This is a genomic window from Bosea sp. Tri-49 (assembly GCF_003952665.1).
Classification (GTDB): Bacteria; Pseudomonadota; Alphaproteobacteria; order Rhizobiales; family Beijerinckiaceae; genus Allobosea.
On sequence record NZ_CP017946.1, the window covers coordinates 3149454 to 3167725 of the forward strand.

Genomic DNA, 18272 nt, shown 5'->3' on the forward strand with positions numbered 1-18272 from the left:
TGCGACAGGTTGCCGGCTCTACGAGCCCTTGAACGAAACCATCTTCAGCTTCGGGTTGTTCGAGACGTCGACAGGGATGTCGAGGGTCGAATTCATGCCGTAGCTGAGCGACTGATGGTGGATCGGCAGATAGATCGTCTCGTCCTTCACCTTCGCCCAGATCTTGGCGATGGTGGCATCGCGCTTGGCGATGTCGATCTCCTTGGAGAGCGTCTGGATCTGCGCGTCGACATCCTTGTCGGAATAGCCGGTCGCGTTCCAGCTGCCCTGCGAGCCGGTGCGGCTGTGGTACATGTAGGAGAAGACATAGTCGCTGTCGAAGGTCGGGACGCCCCAGCCAACGAGGTAGAACTCGGTCTCAGGCGGGTTCTTCTGGATCAGGTTGAAGTGGATCGACTTCGACTGCGAGACCAGGTTTACCTTGACGCCGATCTGGCCGAACATGCCGACCGCCGCCTGGCAGATGCCCTCATCGTTGATGTAGCGGTCGTTCGAGCAGTGCAGCGTCACCGAGAAGCCGTTGGGATAGCCGGCCTCGGCCAGCAGCGCCTTGGCCTTGGCGACATCGGTCGCGGGCGCGGCGTCGAGCTCCTTGGTCCAGCCATTGGCGAAGGGCGGCAGGATGATGCCGGTCGGGATCGACTCGCCGCGCATCACGACGCGCTGGATGGCCTGGCGGTTGAGCGCCATGTTCATCGCCTGGCGGACGCGCTGGTCGGCGAAGGGATTCTTGCCCTCGACATTGTCGCCCTTCAGGTCCTTGGACGCGACATCCATGCCGAAGAAGATGGTGCGGTTCTCGGGGCCGGAGGTGACGCGGATCTTCGGTTGGCTCTTCAGCCGGGCGATGTCCTGCACCGGCACATCCTGGACGAAATCGACCTCGCCGGAGAGCAGCGCCGCGATGCGCGTGGCATCCTGCTTGATCGGGACATAGGTCAGCTCGGTGATCTCGAGCGGGACCTTGGCCTTGGCCCAGTAGTTCTCGTTGCGCTTCATCACCGTCTTCACGTCGGCCTCGCGCGACACGAGGACGAAGGGGCCGGTGCCGTTGGCGTTGCGGACGGCGAAGTTCTCTTCCTTGTTCTTGAAGTCCTGCGCCTTGGTGGCGTTGTTCTTCTCCGCCCAGGCCTTGCTCATGATGCGGATCGAGGAGGTGTTGTTGACCAGCAGCGGGTTCGGGCCCTTGGTCTTGATCCGGACCGTCTGGTCGTCGACCTTCGTGACCTTCTCGACCGAGGTCAGATAGCCCTTGAAGTCCGAGGTCGGCTGCATGGCGCGCTCATAGGAGAACACCACATCGTCGGCGCTGAAGGGCGAGCCGTCATGGAACTTGACGCCCTCCTGCAGCTTGAACTCCCAGGTCGTCGGATCGTCCGGCAGCACCTTCCAGGACGACGCGAGCAGCGGATGCAGCTTGCCGGCATGGTCGCGCTCGGTCAGGCTCTCATACATGTGCTGGTTGACCGAGGTCGTCAGACCCTCGTTCTGGCCGTGTGGGTCGATCGTCAGGGCATCGCCGGCGGAAGCCCATTTGACAGGCTTCGCCTCGGCGGCGCCGAGCGCCAGCACGGAGACGCCGAACAGCGCGGCGGCAAGCGCAAGATAACGCGGTTTCATCGGAATTGACCTCCCAGTCGCGACCGGCTCGACCGGCCGCCGAAGCGCCGGATGTTAGGACCCGCCCCTTTGTCTGTCACGGGTCTAATCTGCGTAAAACACATAGCAAGAGCAGGCATTGCTGCGCGAAAAGGCAGATTGTGCAGCAAATCCTGCTCATCGCAGCCTCGGATTGAGGGCATCGCGCAACCAGTCGCCGAGCAGGTTCACCGCCAGTACCAGGATCGCCAGCGTCACGCCCGGGAAGGTGACGATCCACCAGTCGCCGGAGAACAGATAGCGGTTGCCGATCGAGATCAGCGTGCCGAGCGATGGCTGGGTCGCCGGCAGGCCGACGCCGAGGAAGGAGAGCGTCGCCTCGGTGATGACGGCGAGCGCGAGGTTGATGGTCAGGATGACCAGCACCGGGCCGATCACGTTCGGCAGGACATGGCGCAGCATGATCAGCGGCGCCGGCAGGCCGACGAGCCTGGCAGCCTGCACATAGTCCTTGTTGCGCTCGACCAGGGTCGAGCCGCGGATGGTGCGGGCGTACTGCACCCAGAAGGACAACCCGATCGAGATCACCAGCACGTAGAGCGCGGTGTCCTCGCGGTTCGCGCCCTTGAAGATGCCGCGGACGACACCGTCGATCAAAAGCGCGATCAGGATCGCCGGAAAGGTCAATTGCACGTCGGCGATGCGCATGATCAGCGAATCGACGCGGCCGCCGAGATAGCCGGCGAGCAGGCCGAGCGTGATGCCGATCGTCGCCGCCAGCGCGACGCCAAGCAGGCCGACAATCAGGGAGACGCGCAAGCCATAGAGGATTGCCGAATAGAGATCGCGGCCCTGATCGTCGGTGCCGAGGATGAATTTCGGGTCGCCGCCGTCCTGCCAGGCCGGCGGGATGTTGGCGTCGGCGAGGAAGACGGTCGCCGGATCGAACGGGTTTGTCGGGGCGATCCAGGGCGAGAAGGCGGCGCCGATGAACATCACCAGCACGATGACGGCCGCGACCATCGTCACCTTCGAGCGCAGGAAGCTCGCAAGGATGTCGCTGTCGAGGATGCGGGCCCAGAGGGAGGGCGGCTGTTTCGGGGAGGAAGCGGGTTGCGCGCTCATGACCGGCCTCAATGCGCCCCGATCGTCGCGCGCAGGCGCGGATCGACCAGCGCGTAGAGCAGGTCGACGATCAGGTTGATGCTGACGAACAGGAAGGAGATCAACATGAGATAGGCCGCCATGATCGGGATATCGACCTGCTGCACCGCCTTGAGGAAGAGCAGGCCCATGCCCGGCCACTGGAACACCGTCTCGGTGATGATGGCGAAAGCGATGATCGAGCCGAGCTGCAGGCCGGCGATGGTGATGACCGGCACCAGCGTGTTCTTCAGCGCATGGCCGAAATGGATGGCGCGGGTCTTGAGGCCGCGGGCGCGGGCGAACTTGATGTAGTCGGTGCGCAGCACCTCGAGCATTTCGGCCCGGACGAGGCGCATGATCAGGGTCATCTGGAAGAGGCCGAGCGTGATCGAAGGCAGGATCAGCGCTTTCCAGCCGGAGCCGGTCAGAAGCCCCGTCGTCCACCAATTGCCGATCTTGACGACCTCGCCGCGCCCGAAGGAGGGCAGCCAGCCGAGCGTCACCGAGAACAGGTAGATCAGGAGGATGCCGATCAGGAAGGTCGGCAGGCTGATGCCGACGAGCGAGACCGTCTGGAAAATCTTCGCCAGCCAGCTGTCGCGGCGCAGCGCCGTATAGACGCCCATGGGTATGCCGACCAGCAGCGAGAACAGCGCCGACATGAAGGCGAGCTCGAGCGTCGCCGGCGCGCGCTCGCCGAGCAGCGAGATCACCGGCAGGCGGAACTGGTAGGAGACACCGAATTCGAGCCGAGCAGCGTTGTAGATGTAGCGCGCGAACTGGACGACCACCGGCTCGTCGAGGCCCAGCGTCTGGCGCAGCTGCGCGACCTGCTCCTGCGGCGTGTCGACGCCAACCATCTGGTTCACCGGGTCGCCGACGAAACGGAACATGGTGAAAGCGATCAGCGCGACCGCGAGCATCACCATCAGCGACTGGAACAGCCGGCGCAGAACAAATGCGAGCATGTTCGCCCTTACAAGGAATCTGAGGCCGCCCCACGCGGGACGACGTCTGTGCTGCAGATAGAGAAAGGGCGCGTGGGCTCTTCGCCCGCGCGCCCTTCAGGCCCTCACTGCTCCTTGGTGGCGTAGTAGAGCAGCACCGAATTGTCGGCGCGCTGAGCGAGCTTCACCTTCTTCGAGACGCCCCAGGCCAGGGCCTGCTGGTGGAGCGGGATGTAGGAGAACTCGTCGACAGTCATCTTGTAGGCCTCGCCGATCATGGCGTTGCGCTTGGCGGTGTCCGACTCGACCAGGATCTTGTCGGTCAGCTCGTCGACCTTCTTGTTGCAGTAATTGCCGAGGTTCGACTCGCCGCGCGAGGAGCCGGCGACGTCGCGGCAGCCGAGGATGTCGTAGAGGACATTGTGGCTGTCGAAGGTTCCGGGGGTCCAGCCGAGCAGGTAGAACGAGGTCTTGTAACCGCCGGGCTTCAGCACCTTGGCGAAATACTGCGCCTTGGGCTGGGCGTTGAGGCTGACCTTGACGCCGATGCGGGCGAGCATGCCGACCACGGCCTGGCAGATCTGGCCGTCATTGACGTAGCGGTCGTTCGGGCAGTCCATGCCGAGCTCGAAGCCGTTCGGATAGCCGGCCTCGGCGAGCAGCTTCTTGGAGGCCTCGGCGTCGAACTTGGCGCGGGTGAAGCCGGCGGTCGGGAACAGCTCCGGCGCGATCATCAGCGGCGACGGGGTCGAGAGCCCGCGCATGACGCGGCTCTTGATCGTCTCGATGTCGATCGCCTGGTAGAAGGCCTGACGGACCTTCACGTCCTTGAACGGGTTCTTGCCCTTGACGCTCGATTCCAGCAGCTCGTCACGGGTCTGGTCGAAGCCGAGGAAGATGGTGCGCAGCTCCGGCCCGGTCAGCACCTGGGCGTTGCCCGAGGCGTTGACGCGCTGGATGTCCTGGATCGGAACCGGCTCGATCACGTCGACTTCGCCGGAGAGCAGCGCGGCGACGCGGGTCGCGTCCGAGGAGATCGGTGTGAAGATGATCTCCTTGATGTTGCCTTCGATCTTCTTCCAGTAGGTCTCGTTGAGCTTGAAGACGGTCTTCACGCCCGGCTGGTGGCTCTCGATCTTGTAGGGGCCGGTGCCATTGGCGTTGAGCGAGGCGTGGCTCGGGGTGGTCGCGGCCGCTGGCGTCGGGGCGACGGCGTTATTCGCCTCCGCCCACTTCTTCGACATGATGTACCAGGTGTCCCACTGCGCGTTCAGGATCGGGTTCGGCGCGGTCAGGACGACGTCGACCGTGTGATCGTCGACCTTGACGAACTTGGCGCTGGTCGGGATGCGGGTGGTGAAGTTCGAGCCCGTAGCGCGGACGCGTTCGGCCGAGAAGAGCACGTCATCGGCGGTGAAGTCCGAGCCGTCATGGAACTTGACGCCCTTGCGCAGGAAGAAGCGCCATTTCAAGCCGTCATCCGAAATCTCCCACTTCTCGGCGAGGGCCGGCTCGATCTTGAGATCCTTGCCGCGCGCCGTCAGGCCTTCATAGGGATGGCCGAGATGGGCGTTGGTCGTAGTTTCGTTGACGGTGTAGGGATCGAGTGACTTCAGCTCGCCCTGATTGGCGTATCGCAAGGTCTGGGCTTGCGCAGCCCCGCACATCAAGGCCAGGGCCGCCACGGCTGCCAGGCAATGGGTCTTGAACGACATCTGAGACTGCTCCCGGTTGGTTGAAAACCACTCCTCCCCAGGAGCGGTGCCGGCTGCCTGCTTATTTTGGCGGCACGCCGACGAAGGCGGCAGATTAATGACGGTTCGAAGCCCGCGTCCAGTGCGTCCGATCGACTTCGTTCCAGATCGAACTTTGTTGCGAATCTTACTAATGCAACGCACGAAGCTGCGAAGGGCGCGCCAGAGGCTCGCAATGAAGCGCCCCGCTTTGCACAGTCAGCGGGCCAGCTCCGCGATCAGCGCGCGGACGAAACTCGTCCCTGCGTCGAGCTGAGCCACGGTGAGGAACTCGTCCGGCTGGTGCGCCTGGGCGATATCGCCGGGGCCGCAGACCACGGTCGACCAGCCAGCCGCCTGGAACAGGCCGCCCTCAGTGCCGTAGGCGACGACATGGCTGGCATTGTCACCGGTGATGCGGCGCGACAGCGTCTCGGCGGCGCCCTCCTTCTCCGGCGCCAGCGGCGGCGTCTGGGAGGTGATCTCCATGGTGATGCCGGTTTCGGGCGCGATCGCCTTCATCGGCGCCTCCAGCTCGGCGATCTTCGCCCGGTAGCGCGCGACATAGTCGGTATCGTCGCCGGGCATGACCCGGACCTCATGGCTGAAGGTCGCATGCTCGGCAGTGATGTTGACCGCCGTGCCGCCGGCGACGACGCCGACATGCAGCGTCGAATAGGGCGGCTCGAACGCGATGCCGGGCTGCGCATTGGCCTTGTTCTGCGCCATCACCTCGTCATGCCAGGCGATCAGCTTGCCGGCGACCATCACCGCGGGCACGCCGATATCGACGCGGCTCGAATGCACGGCGTGGCCGCGGACCGTCGTCTTCATGCGGGTGCCGCCCTTGTGGCCGGTGACGACCTGCATCATCGAGGGCTCGCCGACGATCACCGCCGAGGGTTTCAGCCCGGCTTCAGCCATGGCGTCGATCATGATCGCGGCGCCAATGCAGCCGACCTCCTCGTCATAGGAGAGCGCGATGTGGAAGGGCCGCTTTAAGCCCGCTTCGAGCATCTCCGGCACCAACGCCAGCGCAATCGCATCGAACCCCTTCATGTCGCAGCTGCCGCGGCCATAGAGCTTGCCGTCGCGCTCGGTCAGCGTCCACGGGTCGGAACTCCAGTCCTGGCCCTCGACCGGCACGACGTCGGTGTGGCCGGAAAGGACGATGCCACCTTCGACCTTGGGTCCGACGGTCGCGTAGAGATTAGCTTTCTCCCCGTCCGGGCTCGGCACGATCGTGCTCTCGACCCCGTGCGCCGCGAGATAGTCGCGGCAGAAATGGATCAGCTCGAGATTGCTGCGCCAGGACTCGGTGTTGAACGACACAAGCTTGGCCAGCATCTCCTTGGGGGAATAACGCACGGGTAAAAATCTCCGATGAACTGGCCGACAGGCAGGAAGCGTGCCGCAGGCTACGCTGGCATTGCCTGTCGTCAATCGGTTCTCCGCGCTTGACCGGGCTGCGCCCGACGCGCTCATGTGCCGGCCAAGCAAGAATCCCGTGAGTCCGCCATGTCCTTCGACGTCACCCTCGCCGACATCCAGGCCGCCGCCGTCCGTATCGCCGGCAAGGTCAGGCGGACCCCGACCTTCCTGAGCGCCGGCCTCTCGGCCAGGCTCGGCGTCGAGACCGTGGTCAAGGTCGAGAGCCTGCAGCTCGCCGGCTCGTTCAAGGTGCGCGGCTGCTACAACAAGCTGCTCGGCCTCTCCGAAGCCGAGCGGGCGCGCGGCGTCGTTACCGTCTCCGGCGGCAACCACGCCATCGCCGTCTCGCTGGTCGCCAGCATGCTCGGCATCAAGGCGCTGGTGCTGATGCCGAAGAACGTCGCCCCGCTCAACATCCGCCTGACGGAGGAAGCGGGCGGCGAGGTCGAGCTCTGCGAGGATGCGCTCGCCGCCTTCTCCAAGGCCGAAGAGTACGAGGGCAAGGGCATGACCCATGTCCATTCCTATGACGATCCGGCCATCATCGCCGGCCATGGCACGGTCGGCCTGGAGCTTGCGGCCGATGCCGGCGGGCGGATCGATCATGTCTTCATCTCGATCGGCGGCGGCGGCTTCTCGGCCGGCGTCGGTGCGGCGCTGAAGGGACTCGATCCGGCGGTACGCATCCATGGCGTCGAGACCGAGGGCGCCACCACGATGACGCAGGCGCTCGCAGCCGGAAAGCCGGTGCCGATCCGCCCGACCTCGATCGCCCGCACGCTCGGCGCCCCCTTCGCGACCGAGCGGACGATGGCGGCGGCGCGCCAGTTCCTCGAGGAGATCATCGTCGTGCCCGACGCCGAAGCGGTGCGCGAACTGGTCTGGGTGCTGCAGAACGGGCGCGTCCTGCTCGAGCCAGCCGCATCCTGCACCGTCGCCGCCGCCATGGCGCGCAAGGATCAGTTCAAGCCGGGCGAGCGCGTCGCGCTGGTGCTATGCGGCTCGAACGTTGCGCTCGACGACATCGAGCGCTGGCGCCAGGAATTCGGGCTCTGAGCCGACCTGCGCGGGAGCGCCGACGAAGGCGCCCCTCCGGCTTCACGCTTCAGCTACGGGACGACGCTGCCGCGAGCCCGTCCACCCGCGACACGGCAGGAACAGCCAGCGCCGAGATCGGCCGGATTGATCAGCTGGCAGGTTCGTACAGGCGTCTGGCAGTAGTTGCCGATGCCTGAAGAGGCCGGGGCCCGATAGGTCTCGGCATAGTATCGCCGGGGGTAATAGGGGGGCGGCTCTTCATAATAGGGCGTGCCGTAATAGTAGGGATAAGCCGCAGCGCCCCCGAGGATCGCACCGGCCGCCAGGCCTCCGGCACCCCATCCCCAGCCACCGCCATAATAGCCGCGCCGCCCATAATAGCCGCCGCCATACCAGCGATTGGGCCGATAGCCCCAGCCAGCACCGCCGCCGCGATAGAAACCACCGCGATAGCCATAGCCTCCTCCGAGGCCGACACGAGAGCCGCCAAAGCCTCCGCCAAGTCCGACGCGATTGCCGCCGCGGAAGCCTCCGCCGGATAGTGCCCCACCTCCACTGAGGGCGCCGCCCGCACGGACACCGCCTCCCCGGAAGGCACTGCCGCTGATCTGCGCCGAGACGTCATTGGCGGCGAACGCCAGCAAGGGGACGATAGAAGCGGCGAGAACGATCAGGCGGCGCATGGCGGCCTCCCTCGGCGACAAAGATGGTTTACCATCAACGCGCGCGCACTGCGGCTGTTCCAAGGCGGCCGCCGCTCGGCGCAGAGCTCATGCCTCGGCTGCGAGCATTCGCTTAAGCTCGGCCAGGAAGCGCTCGCTCGCCGGCGGCAGGGTCCGACCGCGACGCTTCACCACCGCAATCGTGCGGACGAAGCCATCGCCCTCGATCCGCTGCGAGCGCAGGCTACGCTCGGCCCGGACTTCCATGGCCGCCCCCGGCAGGATGGCGACGCCCAAACCGGCGCGCACCATGCCGACGGCACTCGACATGTAGGTCACCTCGGCGCCGACGAGCGGCACCGTGCCGGCTTCGGCGAAGGCCCGATCGACCACCTGCCGGACGCTGGTCGCAGCATCCATCAGCACGAGCGGATGCCTTGCCAGATCGGCGATCCCGATCTTTGTCAGGCAGGCAAGCGGGTGGTCTTCCGGATAGACCGCGTGCATCCGGTCGCTACCACGCAGCAGGATTTCGAGGTCGGCATTCGAGACCGCGCCGCCGGTCAAGCCGAGATCGGCTTCGCCGCTGGAAACCAGCTCGGCGACGCCGCTCGCGATCACGTCGCGGACCACAAAGCCGATGCCCGGATGGCTCGCGCGAAAATCGGCGATGATCTCCGGCAGCATGCCCGAGGCGAAGGACGGCAGCACGGCGAGCCTGACGATACCACGCTGCATGGTCGAGAGCTGGCGCGTCTCGGCGAGAACGCCGTCGAGGTCGCGCAGGATGCGGCCGAGCGTCGGCAAGAGCTCGGCACCGTTGCGAGTCAGCGCAACCACACGGGTGTTGCGATCGAACAGGCGTACGCCCAGCGCTTCTTCGAGTTTCCGGATCTGAACGGTGAGTGCCGGCTGCGACAGGTTCAGGCTCGCCGCCGCGCGGGTGAAGCTGCCGCTATGGGCGATCGTCACGAAGGCTCGCAGCTGCCCGACATCGAGATTCATAACTTATGACTATTACTGATATCCAATAATTTCAATTGTTTAATCAATTCGACTCTGCTCCTGATGTCAGCACGGGAGGACGCATGAAAACGGTGCGGATCGGAGCAGGCGCGGGGTATGCGGGCGACAGGATCGAGCCGGCGCTCGAACTCGCTGAAAAAGGCGCGCTCGACTACCTGATCTTCGAATGCCTTGCCGAGCGCACCATCGCCCTGGCCCAGCAGGCGCGCCGCAAGAACCCGGCTGGTGGCTTCGACCCCTTGCTCGGCGAGCGGCTCAGAGCCGTTCTGGCACCCTGCCGGCGCGCCGGCACACGCATCGTGACCAATATGGGAGCGGCCAATCCGCTGGCCGCCGCCGAACAGGCCGCCAGCATCGCCCGTGAACTCGGCTTTCCTGGTCTCAGGATCGCCGCCGTGACCGGCGACGACGTGGTTGCGGCCATCGCAGGCAGCGAACTCGCGATTGAAGAGAGCGGCAGTCCGATTTCCGCGCTCGGCGACAGTCTCGTCTCGGCCAACGCCTATATCGGCGCAGAGCCGATCGCCGCGGCATTGGCCGCGGGCGCGGACATCGTCATCACTGGCCGCGCCGCCGATCCCTCCCTCTTCGTCGGACCGCTCGTCCATGAGTTCGGCTGGTCCTTCGATGACTGGCGCCGGCTTGGCCAGGCGACGCTGATCGGTCATCTGCTCGAATGCGCCGGACAGGTGACCGGCGGCTATTTCGCCGATCCCGGCTTCAAGGATGTCGCCGGCCTCGCACGCCTTGGCTTCCCGATCGGCGAGGCCTCGGAGGATGGTAGCGTCGTCGTCACCAAGGTCGAGGGCTCGGGCGGCCAGGTCACGACGGCGACCTGCAAGGAGCAGATCCTCTACGAGCTGCACGACCCGGCCCGTTATCTCACGCCCGATGTCACCGCCGATTTCTCGCAGGCCCGCGTCACGCAAATCGGGCCGGACCGGGTGCGCATCGAGGGCGCGAGCGGCCGGGCTCGGCCGGAGCAGCTCAAGGTCTCTCTCGGCATCGCGGAAGGCTTCACCGGCGAAGGCCAGATCTCCTATGCCGGTCCGGGCGCAAGGGCGCGCGGAGAAATCGCGCTCGCGATCGTGCGCGAGCGGCTGGCGTTGACCGGCGTCGCCACCAGCGAGCTGCGCTTCGACCTGATCGGCGTGAACGCCCTGCATGGCGAGACGCTGTCGGCCCGCGGCGGCCAGGAGCCCTATGAGGTTCGGGCCCGCATCGCCGGCCGCACCGCAAACCGAGCCGAGGCCGAGCGCATCGGCCGCGAGGTCGAGACGCTATACACCAATGGTCCGGCCGGGGGCGGCGGTGTCACGACCTCGGTGCGCGAGGTGCTCGGCGTGCTCTCGACCTATCTTCCGCGCGAGCAGGTCGCGCCGACAGTGCACATTCTGGAGAGCTGAGATGAAGCTGCGCCAGATCGCCCATGCCCGCACCGGGGACAAGGGCAACACCTCCAGCATTGCGCTGATCGCTTTCGATCCCGCCGATTATCCGCGGCTGGCGCGCGAAGTCACGGCCGAGCGCGTCGGCGCGCATTTCGGCGCGCTCGTCGCCGGCAAAATCACGCGCTACGAGGTGCCGAGCCTGGGCGCGCTCAACTTCGTCATGCGCCAGGCGCTCGGCGGCGGCGTCACCCGCTCCCTCATCCTCGATACCCACGGCAAGAGCCTGAGCTCTGCCCTGCTCGACCTCGACATTCCCGACGACTGATCTGCCCGACGACTGAAGAACTCCGCGCGAAGCGGACAATGATCACGACAATGGAGGAGACGATGATGAAGACGAGGCGTTGGCTGCTCTCGACGGTCACAGCACTCGCGGCAGGCCTTGCCCTGCCGGCCGCGGCGCAGGACTTCCCAGCCAAGAACATCCGGTTCGTGGTGCCCTTCGCCGCCGGCAGCGCAACCGACGCGCTGGCGCGCATCCTCGGCGAGCACCTATCGAGGAGCCTCGGCAAGCCGATCGTGGTCGAGAACCTCCCCGGCGCCAGCGGCATCATCGCCGCGCAGAACGTCGTGCGGGCCGATCCCGACGGCCACACCCTGCTGATCACCACCAACACCACGCACGGCGCCAATCAGAGCCTGCTCAAGAACGTACCCTATGACGCGGTCAAGGATTTCGAGCCGGTCGGCAAGCTCGGCACGATCACGCTGGCATTGGCGACGCATCAGTCCGTTCCGGCCAAGTCGGTGAGCGAACTCGTCGCCTACGCCAAAGCCAATCCGGGCAAGCTCACCTTCGGCGCCGGCTCGAGCTCGTCGCGCATCGCCGGCGAGATGCTGAAATCGCTCGCCGGGCTCGACCTCACCTATGTGCCCTATCGCAGCAACCCGCAGGCGATCACCGATCTGCTCGGCGGCCAGATATCGATCGTCTTCGCCGACATCTCGACGACGCTGCCGCAGATCAAGGCGGGCAAGGTCAACGGGCTCGCCGTCTCGACCGCGAAGCGTAGCGCGCTCGCGCCTGACCTGCCGACCATGGTGGAGGCCGGAGTCGCCAGCTACGACCTCGCAGCCTGGTTCGCCGCCTTCGCCCCGGCAAAGACGCCGCGTGCGGTTGTCGACAAGCTCAACCAGGCCTTCGTCGCCGCACTCAACGACAAGACGACGCAGGAGCGGCTGCTCGCAGCCGGCATCGAGCCGGAAACGAGCACACCGGACGAACTCAAGGCCTTCGTGCCGGTCGAGATCAAGAAATGGGCCGATATCGTCAAGGCGGCCGGCATCCAGCCGGAGTGAGGCGCTTCGGGCGCGTGCCGACTTCGCCTGTGCGAAGCCGGCACGCGCCCGTCACTGCAGCCTGAACTCGCCGGAAACCGTCCGCAGGTCCGCCGGGCCGATCAGGCCGCGATGACTCACGGTGACGCGGAAGAGCTTGCCTTCGAGCGACCTCTGCCAGAAGGCGAGGAAGCGCTTCAATTCCGGGAAGGACGGCGCCAGATCGTAATCCTGCCAGATATATTCCTGCAGGATCGAAGGATGGTCCGGCAGGCGGTAGAGGATATCGGCGGTGGTCAGACCATAGCCGGCGAGCTGGCGCGCGAAGTCGGAAGAGGCCATTATCTGCTCCGTGACAACTGGCGAAAGGTCGGGCGCCAAGTCGACGGGGCGGCAACGTGTATCGTTGCCGTTTCGTAGTATTTCCAGTATCTTAGCACTTTACTGAGACGAGCACCATCACTCTTCCGGGCCTGAGCGGCGGCAAGCCGCATACTCCCCCGGGAGCAGCTCCTCGGGGCGCTTGTGCGCATGTCGGGAACCATGTGTTCGGGTGCGCAAGCGGACTGACGGCAGGGAGACCAGGAACGCTGACACCGCCCCGACGACGCTAGACAACTGGTTCCGGGACTCAACCCTGAACGAATGCTGCGCCATCCAAGGACGACCAGGAGGATCGGATCATGGCTGCCAAGGAACTGCGATTTTCGTCGGAAGCCCGCGAGAAGATGCTGCGCGGCGTCGAGATCCTCGCCAACGCGGTCAAGGTCACGCTCGGTCCCAAGGGCCGCAACGTCGTGATCGAGAAGTCGTTCGGCGCGCCGCGCATCACCAAGGACGGCGTCGCCGTCGCCAGGGAGATCGAGCTTTCCGACAAGTTCGAGAACATGGGCGCCCAGATGGTGCGCGAAGTCGCCTCGAAGCAGCATGACGCCGCCGGTGACGGCACTACCACCGCGACCGTGCTTGCCCATGCGATCGTCCGCGAGGGCGCCAAGGCCGTCGCCGCCGGCATGAACCCGATGGACCTGAAGCGCGGCATCGACATGGCGGTAGAGGCCGCGGTGGCGGACCTCAAGAAGAACGCGAAGAAGGTCACCTCGAACGCGGAAGTCGCGCAGGTCGGCACGATCTCGGCCAATGGTGACACCGAGATCGGGCAGATGATCGCTGCTGCAATGAAGAAAGTCGGCAACGAGGGCGTCATCACCGTCGAGGAGGCGAAATCGCTGGCCATCGAGCTCGACGTCGTCGAGGGCATGCAGTTCGATCGCGGCTATCTCTCGCCCTACTTCATCACCGACGCCGAAAAAATGCGGGCCGAGCTGGAGGACGCCTATATCCTGGTTCACGAGAAGAAGCTGTCGTCGCTGCAGGCGATGCTGCCGATCCTCGAAGCCGTGGTGCAGACCGGCAAGCCGCTGCTGATCATCGCCGAGGACGTCGAGGGCGAGGCTCTTGCCACGCTCGTCGTCAACAAGCTTCGTAGCGGCCTCAAAATTGCGGCCGTCAAGGCTCCTGGCTTCGGCGACCGCCGCAAGGCCATGCTCGAGGACCTCGCGATCCTGACTGGTGGCACGGCCATCAGCGAGGATCTCGGCATCAAGCTCGAGACCGTTACGCTCGATATGCTCGGCCGCGCGAAGAAGGTCATGATCGACAAGGAGCACACCACCATCGTCGACGGCGCCGGGTCGAAGAAGCAGATCCAGGCTCGGGTCGCGCAGATCAAGGCGCAGATCGAGGACACCACCTCGGACTACGACCGTGAGAAGCTCCAGGAACGCCTGGCCAAGCTCGCCGGCGGCGTCGCGGTCATCCGCGTCGGCGGCGCGACCGAGGTCGAGGTCAAGGAGAGAAAGGACCGCGTCGACGATGCCATGCATGCCACCCGCGCTGCGGTGGAGGAAGGCACCCTGCCGGGCGGCGGCGTCGCCCTGCTCAGGGCGCTGAAGGCGCTCGTCGACGTCAAGCCGGCCAATGCCGACCAGCGGACCGGCGTCGAGATCGTGCGGCGCGCGCTCCTGGCTCCGGCCAAGCAGATCATCGAGAACGCCGGCGAGGACGGCGCGGTCGTGGTCGGCAAGCTGCTGGAGTCGAAGGACTACGCCTATGGCTACAACGCCCAGACCGGCAAATATCAGGATCTCGTCGCGAACGGTGTGATCGATCCCGCCAAGGTGGTGCGCACCGCACTCCAGGATGCGGCTTCGATCGCCGGCCTGCTGATCACCACCGAGGCCCTGATCGTCGAGGCACCGAAGAAAGACGCTCCGATGCCTCCGATGGGTGGCGGCGGCATGGGTGGCATGGATTTCTGACGCTTTCCCGCAACGGACCCGGCCCGGCGATAGCGCTTCGCCGGCGTCCGGACCTCAGCCCTCATCAGGTCAGAAATAGCGCGCCAGATTCCGCCTGATCCGCTCCAGCGGCGCCACATCAGCCGCCGGCGGCGTGAAGGTCTGGCCGGTGATCGTCTCGAAGGCCCGGATATAGACCTGCGAGGTCTGCTCGATCAGCTCGTCCGGGATCTCCGGGATCGGCTCGTTATAGGGGTCGCAGCGCGCAGCCACCCAGTTGCGCACGAAGTCCTTGTCGAAGCTCTCCGGCTTCTCGCCCTTGGCGAAGCGCTCGGGATAGCTGCCGGCGAACCAGTAGCGGCTCGAATCGGGGGTGTGGATCTCGTCGGCCAGGATGATCCTGCCCTCGGCATCGGTACCGAACTCGTACTTCGTATCGGCGAGTATCAGCCCGCGCTCGGCGGCAAGCTTCTGGCCGCGCGCGAACAGCGCCAGCGCATAGCCCGACAGCGTCTCCCACTGCGCCTTGGTCAGCAGCCCCTGCTCCAGGATCTCGGCGGGTGAGAGCGGCTCGTCATGGCCGCCGTCGAAGGCCTTGCTGGTCGGGGTGATGATCGCCTGCGGCAGCGCCTCGTTGTCGCGCAAGCCATCGGGGAAGCGGGCGCCGTACATCTCGCGCCTGCCCTGCTTGTACATGGTCAGGATCGAGGTGCCGGTCGTGCCGGCGAGATAGCCGCGCACCACGATCTCGACCGGCAGGATGTCGAGCCGTTGCCCGACCACGACATTGGGATCGGGGTAATCGAGGACGTGGTTCGGGCAGATGTCCGCCGTCTGCTCGAAGCAGAAGCGCGCCGTCTGCGTCAGCACCTGGCCCTTGAACGGGATGCAGGCGATGGCGCGGTCGAAGGCGCTGAGCCGGTCGGTCGCGATGATGATCCGGCGCCCATCAGGCAGGTCGTAATTCTCGCGGACCTTGCCACGGTAATGGTTCGGCAGTTCCGGGATCGTGACATCGCGGATGGTGTTGGCCTCGGACATCGCAGCACTCGTCAGGTCGGGATCGCCGCTCTTAACCCTTTCGCGGCGATGTGGACAGGAGGATGCGACGCATTCGCCAGCCTCCGCCCCCTTATGCCGCAATCGGCTTGGACAGGACGCCCGGCTCCGCGCTAGCTTGCGCGGCTGGCAACCCGTTTTCTGCCAAACCCGTTTGTTGCAAAGCCGCGACCTGCCGAGGACACAATGCCCAAATCCGATCTCATCGCCGCGATCGAACCCGAGATCAGCGCGATCCGCCGCGATTTCCACCGCCATCCCGAGCTGCTCTTCGACGTGCAGCGTACCGCCGGCATCGTCGCCGACAAGCTGATGGAATGGGGCGTCGACGAGGTCGTGACCGGCATCGGGCGCACCGGCGTCGTCGGCGTGATCAAGGGCAAGGGCCAGGGTTCGGGCAAGGTCATCGGCCTGCGCGCCGACATGGACGCGCTGCCGATCCACGAGGAGACCAATCTCGAGCACCGTTCGACCGTTGCGGGCAAGATGCACGCCTGCGGCCATGACGGCCACACCGCCATGCTGTTAGGGGCCGCCAAGTACCTGGCCGACACCCGCGACTTCGACGGGACCGCGATCGTGATCTTCCAGCCGGCCGAAGAAGGCGGCGGCGGCGGCCGCGAGATGTGCGCCGACGGCATGATGGAGCGCTTCGGCGTGCAGGAGGTTTATGGCCTGCACAACATGCCGGGCCTGCCGATCGGCCAGTTCGCCATTCGCAAGGGGCCGATGATGGCGGCAGCCGACAAGTTCCTGCTCAAGCTCGAAGGCCGCGGCGGCCATGCCGCCAAGCCGAACGAGACGATCGATCCGCTGGTCGCGGCCTGCCAGCTCGTCACCTCGCTGCAGACCATCGCCTCGCGCAATGCCGATCCGCTCGATTCCCTCGTCGTCTCGGTGACGGCGCTGCAGGCGGGCACGGCCTTCAACGTCATCCCGCAGCATGTCGAGATCAAGGGCACGGTGCGTACGCTCTCGACCGAGATGCGCGACCTCGCCGAGAAGCGCCTGCGCGAGATCGTCGCCGGCACGACACAGGCCTTCGGCCTGACCTATACGCTCGAATATGATCGCGGCTACCCGGTCACCTTCAACCATGCCGGCCAGACCGACTTCGTCACCAGCGCCACCAAGAGCACCTTCGGCAAGGAGGCTATCGACACCACCGTGCCGCCGACCATGGGCTCGGAGGACTTCTCCTTCATGCTGGAGGAGCGCCCGGGCGCCTATATCTTCATGGGCAATGGCGATTCCGCCGGACTGCACCACCCTTCCTATGAGTTCAACGACAAGGCGATCCCGGTCGGCATGACCTACTGGGCGAGCCTAGTCGAAATGGCGATGCCGCAGCGCGCTGCATGAGCGACATCGACTGCCTGGTAATCGGGGCCGGCGTCGTCGGCCTCGCGACGGCGCGTGCGCTTGCGCTCGCCGGCCGCGAGGTCGTGATCGCCGAGGCTGCGGACGGCATCGGCACGCAGACCTCGGCCCGCAACAGCGAGGTCATCCATGCCGGCATCTACTATCCGCCGGGCTCGCTGAAGGCGCGGGTCTGCGTCGAGGGGCGCAAGCGCCTCTACGCCTATCTGCGCGAGCGCGGCCTGCCGCACAGGGCCTGCGGCAAACTGATCGTCGGCACCCATGCGGGCCAGCGCCCGGCGCTGGAGACAATCGCGGCCCGGGCCGAGGCCTCGGGCGTGACCTCGGTGCGCTGGCTCGATGGCGCCGACGCCAAGGCGCTGGAGCCGGAGGTGGCCTGCGAGATCGCCCTGCTCTCGCCCGAGACCGGCACGGTCGACAGCCATGCGCTGATGCTGTCGCTGCTCGGCGAGTGCGAGGCGGCCGGCGGCTCGCTGGCACTGAACACGCCGATCCTGGCCTGGCGCCGCGAGGCCGACGGCTTCAGCGTCGACTTCGGCGGCGAGGACCCTGCGACCTATACCGCGAACACCGTGGTGAACGCGGCCGGGCATAATGCGCCGCGCCTGCTCGGCAAGCTCGACGGCTTTCCGGCCGAGCAGGTGCCCAAGCAGTATTTCGCCAAGGGCAACTACTTCTCGCTACTCGGCAAGCAGCCGTTCTCGCATCTGGTTTATCCGGTGCCGGAAGCGGCGGGCCTGGGCATCCACGCCACCATCGACATGGCAGGCCGGGTCAAGTTCGGTCCGGACGTCGAGTGGGTCGAGAGCGATCAGGACCTCGTCGTCGATCCCGCCCGCGCCGAGAAGTTCTATGCGGCGATCCGGACCTATTGGCCGGGCCTGCCCGACGGCGCGCTCGTCGCCGACTATGCCGGCATCCGGCCGAAGCTGCATGGGCCGACCGAGCCAATCGTGGATTTCCGCATCGACGGGCCGGCGGTGCATGGCGTGCCGGGGCTGGTCAACCTGCTCGGCATCGAAAGCCCCGGCCTGACAAGTTCGCTGGCGATCGCGGATCTGGTGGTCGAGCGGTTGCGCTAGAGCCCGCTCGACCGGAGGGGATCGAGCGGAGAGGAATCGTGCGGTAGCGGCCAAACGAGATGTATACGGTTCCGGCGTATTCTGGCCCGCACCTCCTCGATTTCAGCGTGCGCATATGCCCGGCCCCGCCGTTTCGGCCC

At 65.9% G+C, this 18272-nt stretch carries 16 protein-coding genes; 7 read left to right on the forward strand and 9 right to left on the reverse strand.

Annotated features, from left to right (window positions below):
• Window positions 1–18 precede the first annotated feature (18 nt).
• From BLM15_RS15465 to argE, 5 genes are all read right to left on the reverse strand, one after another.
• Window positions 19–1620, reverse strand: a complete 1602-nt coding sequence (locus BLM15_RS15465; RefSeq protein ID WP_126113594.1) for an ABC transporter substrate-binding protein — start codon at window positions 1618–1620, stop codon at window positions 19–21.
• Window positions 1621–1776: 156 nt separating this feature from the next.
• Entirely contained in the window at window positions 1777–2724 is a 948-nt protein-coding gene (locus BLM15_RS15470) for an ABC transporter permease (protein ID WP_126113595.1), read from the reverse strand.
• Between the two features lie 8 nt (window positions 2725–2732).
• Entirely contained in the window at window positions 2733–3713 is a 981-nt protein-coding gene (locus BLM15_RS15475) for an ABC transporter permease (RefSeq protein ID WP_126113596.1), read from the reverse strand.
• Between the two features lie 104 nt (window positions 3714–3817).
• Entirely contained in the window at window positions 3818–5407 is a 1590-nt protein-coding gene (locus BLM15_RS15480; RefSeq protein ID WP_126113597.1) for an ABC transporter substrate-binding protein, read from the reverse strand.
• 237 nt (window positions 5408–5644) lie between these two features.
• On the reverse strand, window positions 5645–6793 hold the full coding sequence (gene argE, locus BLM15_RS15485) for an acetylornithine deacetylase (RefSeq protein WP_236846316.1): 1149 nt from the start codon (window positions 6791–6793) through the stop codon (window positions 5645–5647).
• A gap of 150 nt (window positions 6794–6943) precedes the next feature.
• Between argE and BLM15_RS15490 the strand changes: the two genes are divergently transcribed.
• Window positions 6944–7912 (forward strand): threonine ammonia-lyase, encoded by a 969-nt coding sequence (locus BLM15_RS15490; RefSeq protein ID WP_126113598.1) that lies wholly within the window; start codon window positions 6944–6946, stop codon window positions 7910–7912.
• A 53-nt stretch (window positions 7913–7965) separates the two neighbouring features.
• Here BLM15_RS15490 and BLM15_RS15495 read toward each other — a convergent pair whose 3' ends face one another.
• Both BLM15_RS15495 and BLM15_RS15500 read right to left on the reverse strand, forming a co-directional pair.
• Window positions 7966–8577 (reverse strand): hypothetical protein, encoded by a 612-nt coding sequence (locus tag BLM15_RS15495; protein WP_126113599.1) that lies wholly within the window; start codon window positions 8575–8577, stop codon window positions 7966–7968.
• Between the two features lie 87 nt (window positions 8578–8664).
• Entirely contained in the window at window positions 8665–9561 is an 897-nt protein-coding gene (locus BLM15_RS15500; RefSeq protein WP_126113600.1) for a LysR family transcriptional regulator, read from the reverse strand.
• A gap of 83 nt (window positions 9562–9644) precedes the next feature.
• Here BLM15_RS15500 and BLM15_RS15505 point away from each other — a divergent pair, with 83 nt between their 5' ends.
• From BLM15_RS15505 to BLM15_RS15515, 3 genes are all read left to right on the forward strand, one after another.
• Entirely contained in the window at window positions 9645–10988 is a 1344-nt protein-coding gene (locus BLM15_RS15505; protein WP_126113601.1) for an acyclic terpene utilization AtuA family protein, read from the forward strand.
• 1 nt (window position 10989) lies between these two features.
• On the forward strand, window positions 10990–11298 hold the full coding sequence (locus BLM15_RS15510) for an AtuA-related protein (protein WP_126113602.1): 309 nt from the start codon (window positions 10990–10992) through the stop codon (window positions 11296–11298).
• 65 nt (window positions 11299–11363) lie between these two features.
• Window positions 11364–12332 (forward strand): Bug family tripartite tricarboxylate transporter substrate binding protein, encoded by a 969-nt coding sequence (locus BLM15_RS15515; RefSeq protein ID WP_126113603.1) that lies wholly within the window; start codon window positions 11364–11366, stop codon window positions 12330–12332.
• Window positions 12333–12383: 51 nt separating this feature from the next.
• Here the strand turns inward: BLM15_RS15515 and BLM15_RS15520 are convergent, their stop codons facing one another.
• Entirely contained in the window at window positions 12384–12653 is a 270-nt protein-coding gene (locus BLM15_RS15520) for an usg protein (RefSeq protein WP_126113604.1), read from the reverse strand.
• Between the two features lie 341 nt (window positions 12654–12994).
• Here BLM15_RS15520 and groL point away from each other — a divergent pair, with 341 nt between their 5' ends.
• Window positions 12995–14632, forward strand: a complete 1638-nt coding sequence (gene groL / locus BLM15_RS15525) for a chaperonin GroEL (protein ID WP_126113605.1) — start codon at window positions 12995–12997, stop codon at window positions 14630–14632.
• 69 nt (window positions 14633–14701) lie between these two features.
• Here groL and BLM15_RS15530 read toward each other — a convergent pair whose 3' ends face one another.
• A complete protein-coding gene (locus BLM15_RS15530; RefSeq protein WP_126113606.1) occupies window positions 14702–15652 on the reverse strand; it encodes a phosphoribosylaminoimidazolesuccinocarboxamide synthase in 951 nt (316 codons plus the stop codon).
• Window positions 15653–15856: 204 nt separating this feature from the next.
• On the opposite strand from BLM15_RS15530, the gene BLM15_RS15535 reads away from it, so the two are divergent.
• Complete coding sequence (locus BLM15_RS15535; protein WP_126113607.1) at window positions 15857–17032, forward strand: M20 aminoacylase family protein; 1176 nt, start codon at window positions 15857–15859, stop codon at window positions 17030–17032.
• Window positions 17029–18132, forward strand: a complete 1104-nt coding sequence (locus tag BLM15_RS15540) for an NAD(P)/FAD-dependent oxidoreductase (protein ID WP_126113608.1) — start codon at window positions 17029–17031, stop codon at window positions 18130–18132. Before BLM15_RS15535 ends, BLM15_RS15540 begins: the two co-directional genes overlap by 4 nt.
• Window positions 18133–18272 lie beyond the last annotated feature (140 nt).

Bases quoted from the DNA above. Each gene is read 5' to 3' on its own strand.
- BLM15_RS15510 (WP_126113602.1), top strand. From the start codon at position 10,990: ATGAAGCTGCGCCAGATCGCCCATGCCCGCACCGGGGACAAGGGCAAC.
- BLM15_RS15470 (WP_126113595.1), bottom strand. From the start codon at position 2,724: ATGAGCGCGCAACCCGCTTCCTCCCCGAAACAGCCGCCCTCCCTCTGG.
- BLM15_RS15500 (WP_126113600.1), bottom strand. From the start codon at position 9,561: ATGAATCTCGATGTCGGGCAGCTGCGAGCCTTCGTGACGATCGCCCAT.
- BLM15_RS15515 (WP_126113603.1), top strand. From the start codon at position 11,364: ATGAAGACGAGGCGTTGGCTGCTCTCGACGGTCACAGCACTCGCGGCA.
- BLM15_RS15475 (WP_126113596.1), bottom strand. From the start codon at position 3,713: ATGCTCGCATTTGTTCTGCGCCGGCTGTTCCAGTCGCTGATGGTGATG.
- BLM15_RS15530 (WP_126113606.1), bottom strand. From the start codon at position 15,652: ATGTCCGAGGCCAACACCATCCGCGATGTCACGATCCCGGAACTGCCG.
- BLM15_RS15480 (WP_126113597.1), bottom strand. From the start codon at position 5,407: ATGTCGTTCAAGACCCATTGCCTGGCAGCCGTGGCGGCCCTGGCCTTG.
- groL (WP_126113605.1), top strand. From the start codon at position 12,995: ATGGCTGCCAAGGAACTGCGATTTTCGTCGGAAGCCCGCGAGAAGATG.
- BLM15_RS15540 (WP_126113608.1), top strand. From the start codon at position 17,029: ATGAGCGACATCGACTGCCTGGTAATCGGGGCCGGCGTCGTCGGCCTC.
- BLM15_RS15465 (WP_126113594.1), bottom strand. From the start codon at position 1,620: ATGAAACCGCGTTATCTTGCGCTTGCCGCCGCGCTGTTCGGCGTCTCC.
- BLM15_RS15520 (WP_126113604.1), bottom strand. From the start codon at position 12,653: ATGGCCTCTTCCGACTTCGCGCGCCAGCTCGCCGGCTATGGTCTGACC.
- BLM15_RS15535 (WP_126113607.1), top strand. From the start codon at position 15,857: ATGCCCAAATCCGATCTCATCGCCGCGATCGAACCCGAGATCAGCGCG.
- BLM15_RS15505 (WP_126113601.1), top strand. From the start codon at position 9,645: ATGAAAACGGTGCGGATCGGAGCAGGCGCGGGGTATGCGGGCGACAGG.
- BLM15_RS15490 (WP_126113598.1), top strand. From the start codon at position 6,944: ATGTCCTTCGACGTCACCCTCGCCGACATCCAGGCCGCCGCCGTCCGT.
- BLM15_RS15495 (WP_126113599.1), bottom strand. From the start codon at position 8,577: ATGCGCCGCCTGATCGTTCTCGCCGCTTCTATCGTCCCCTTGCTGGCG.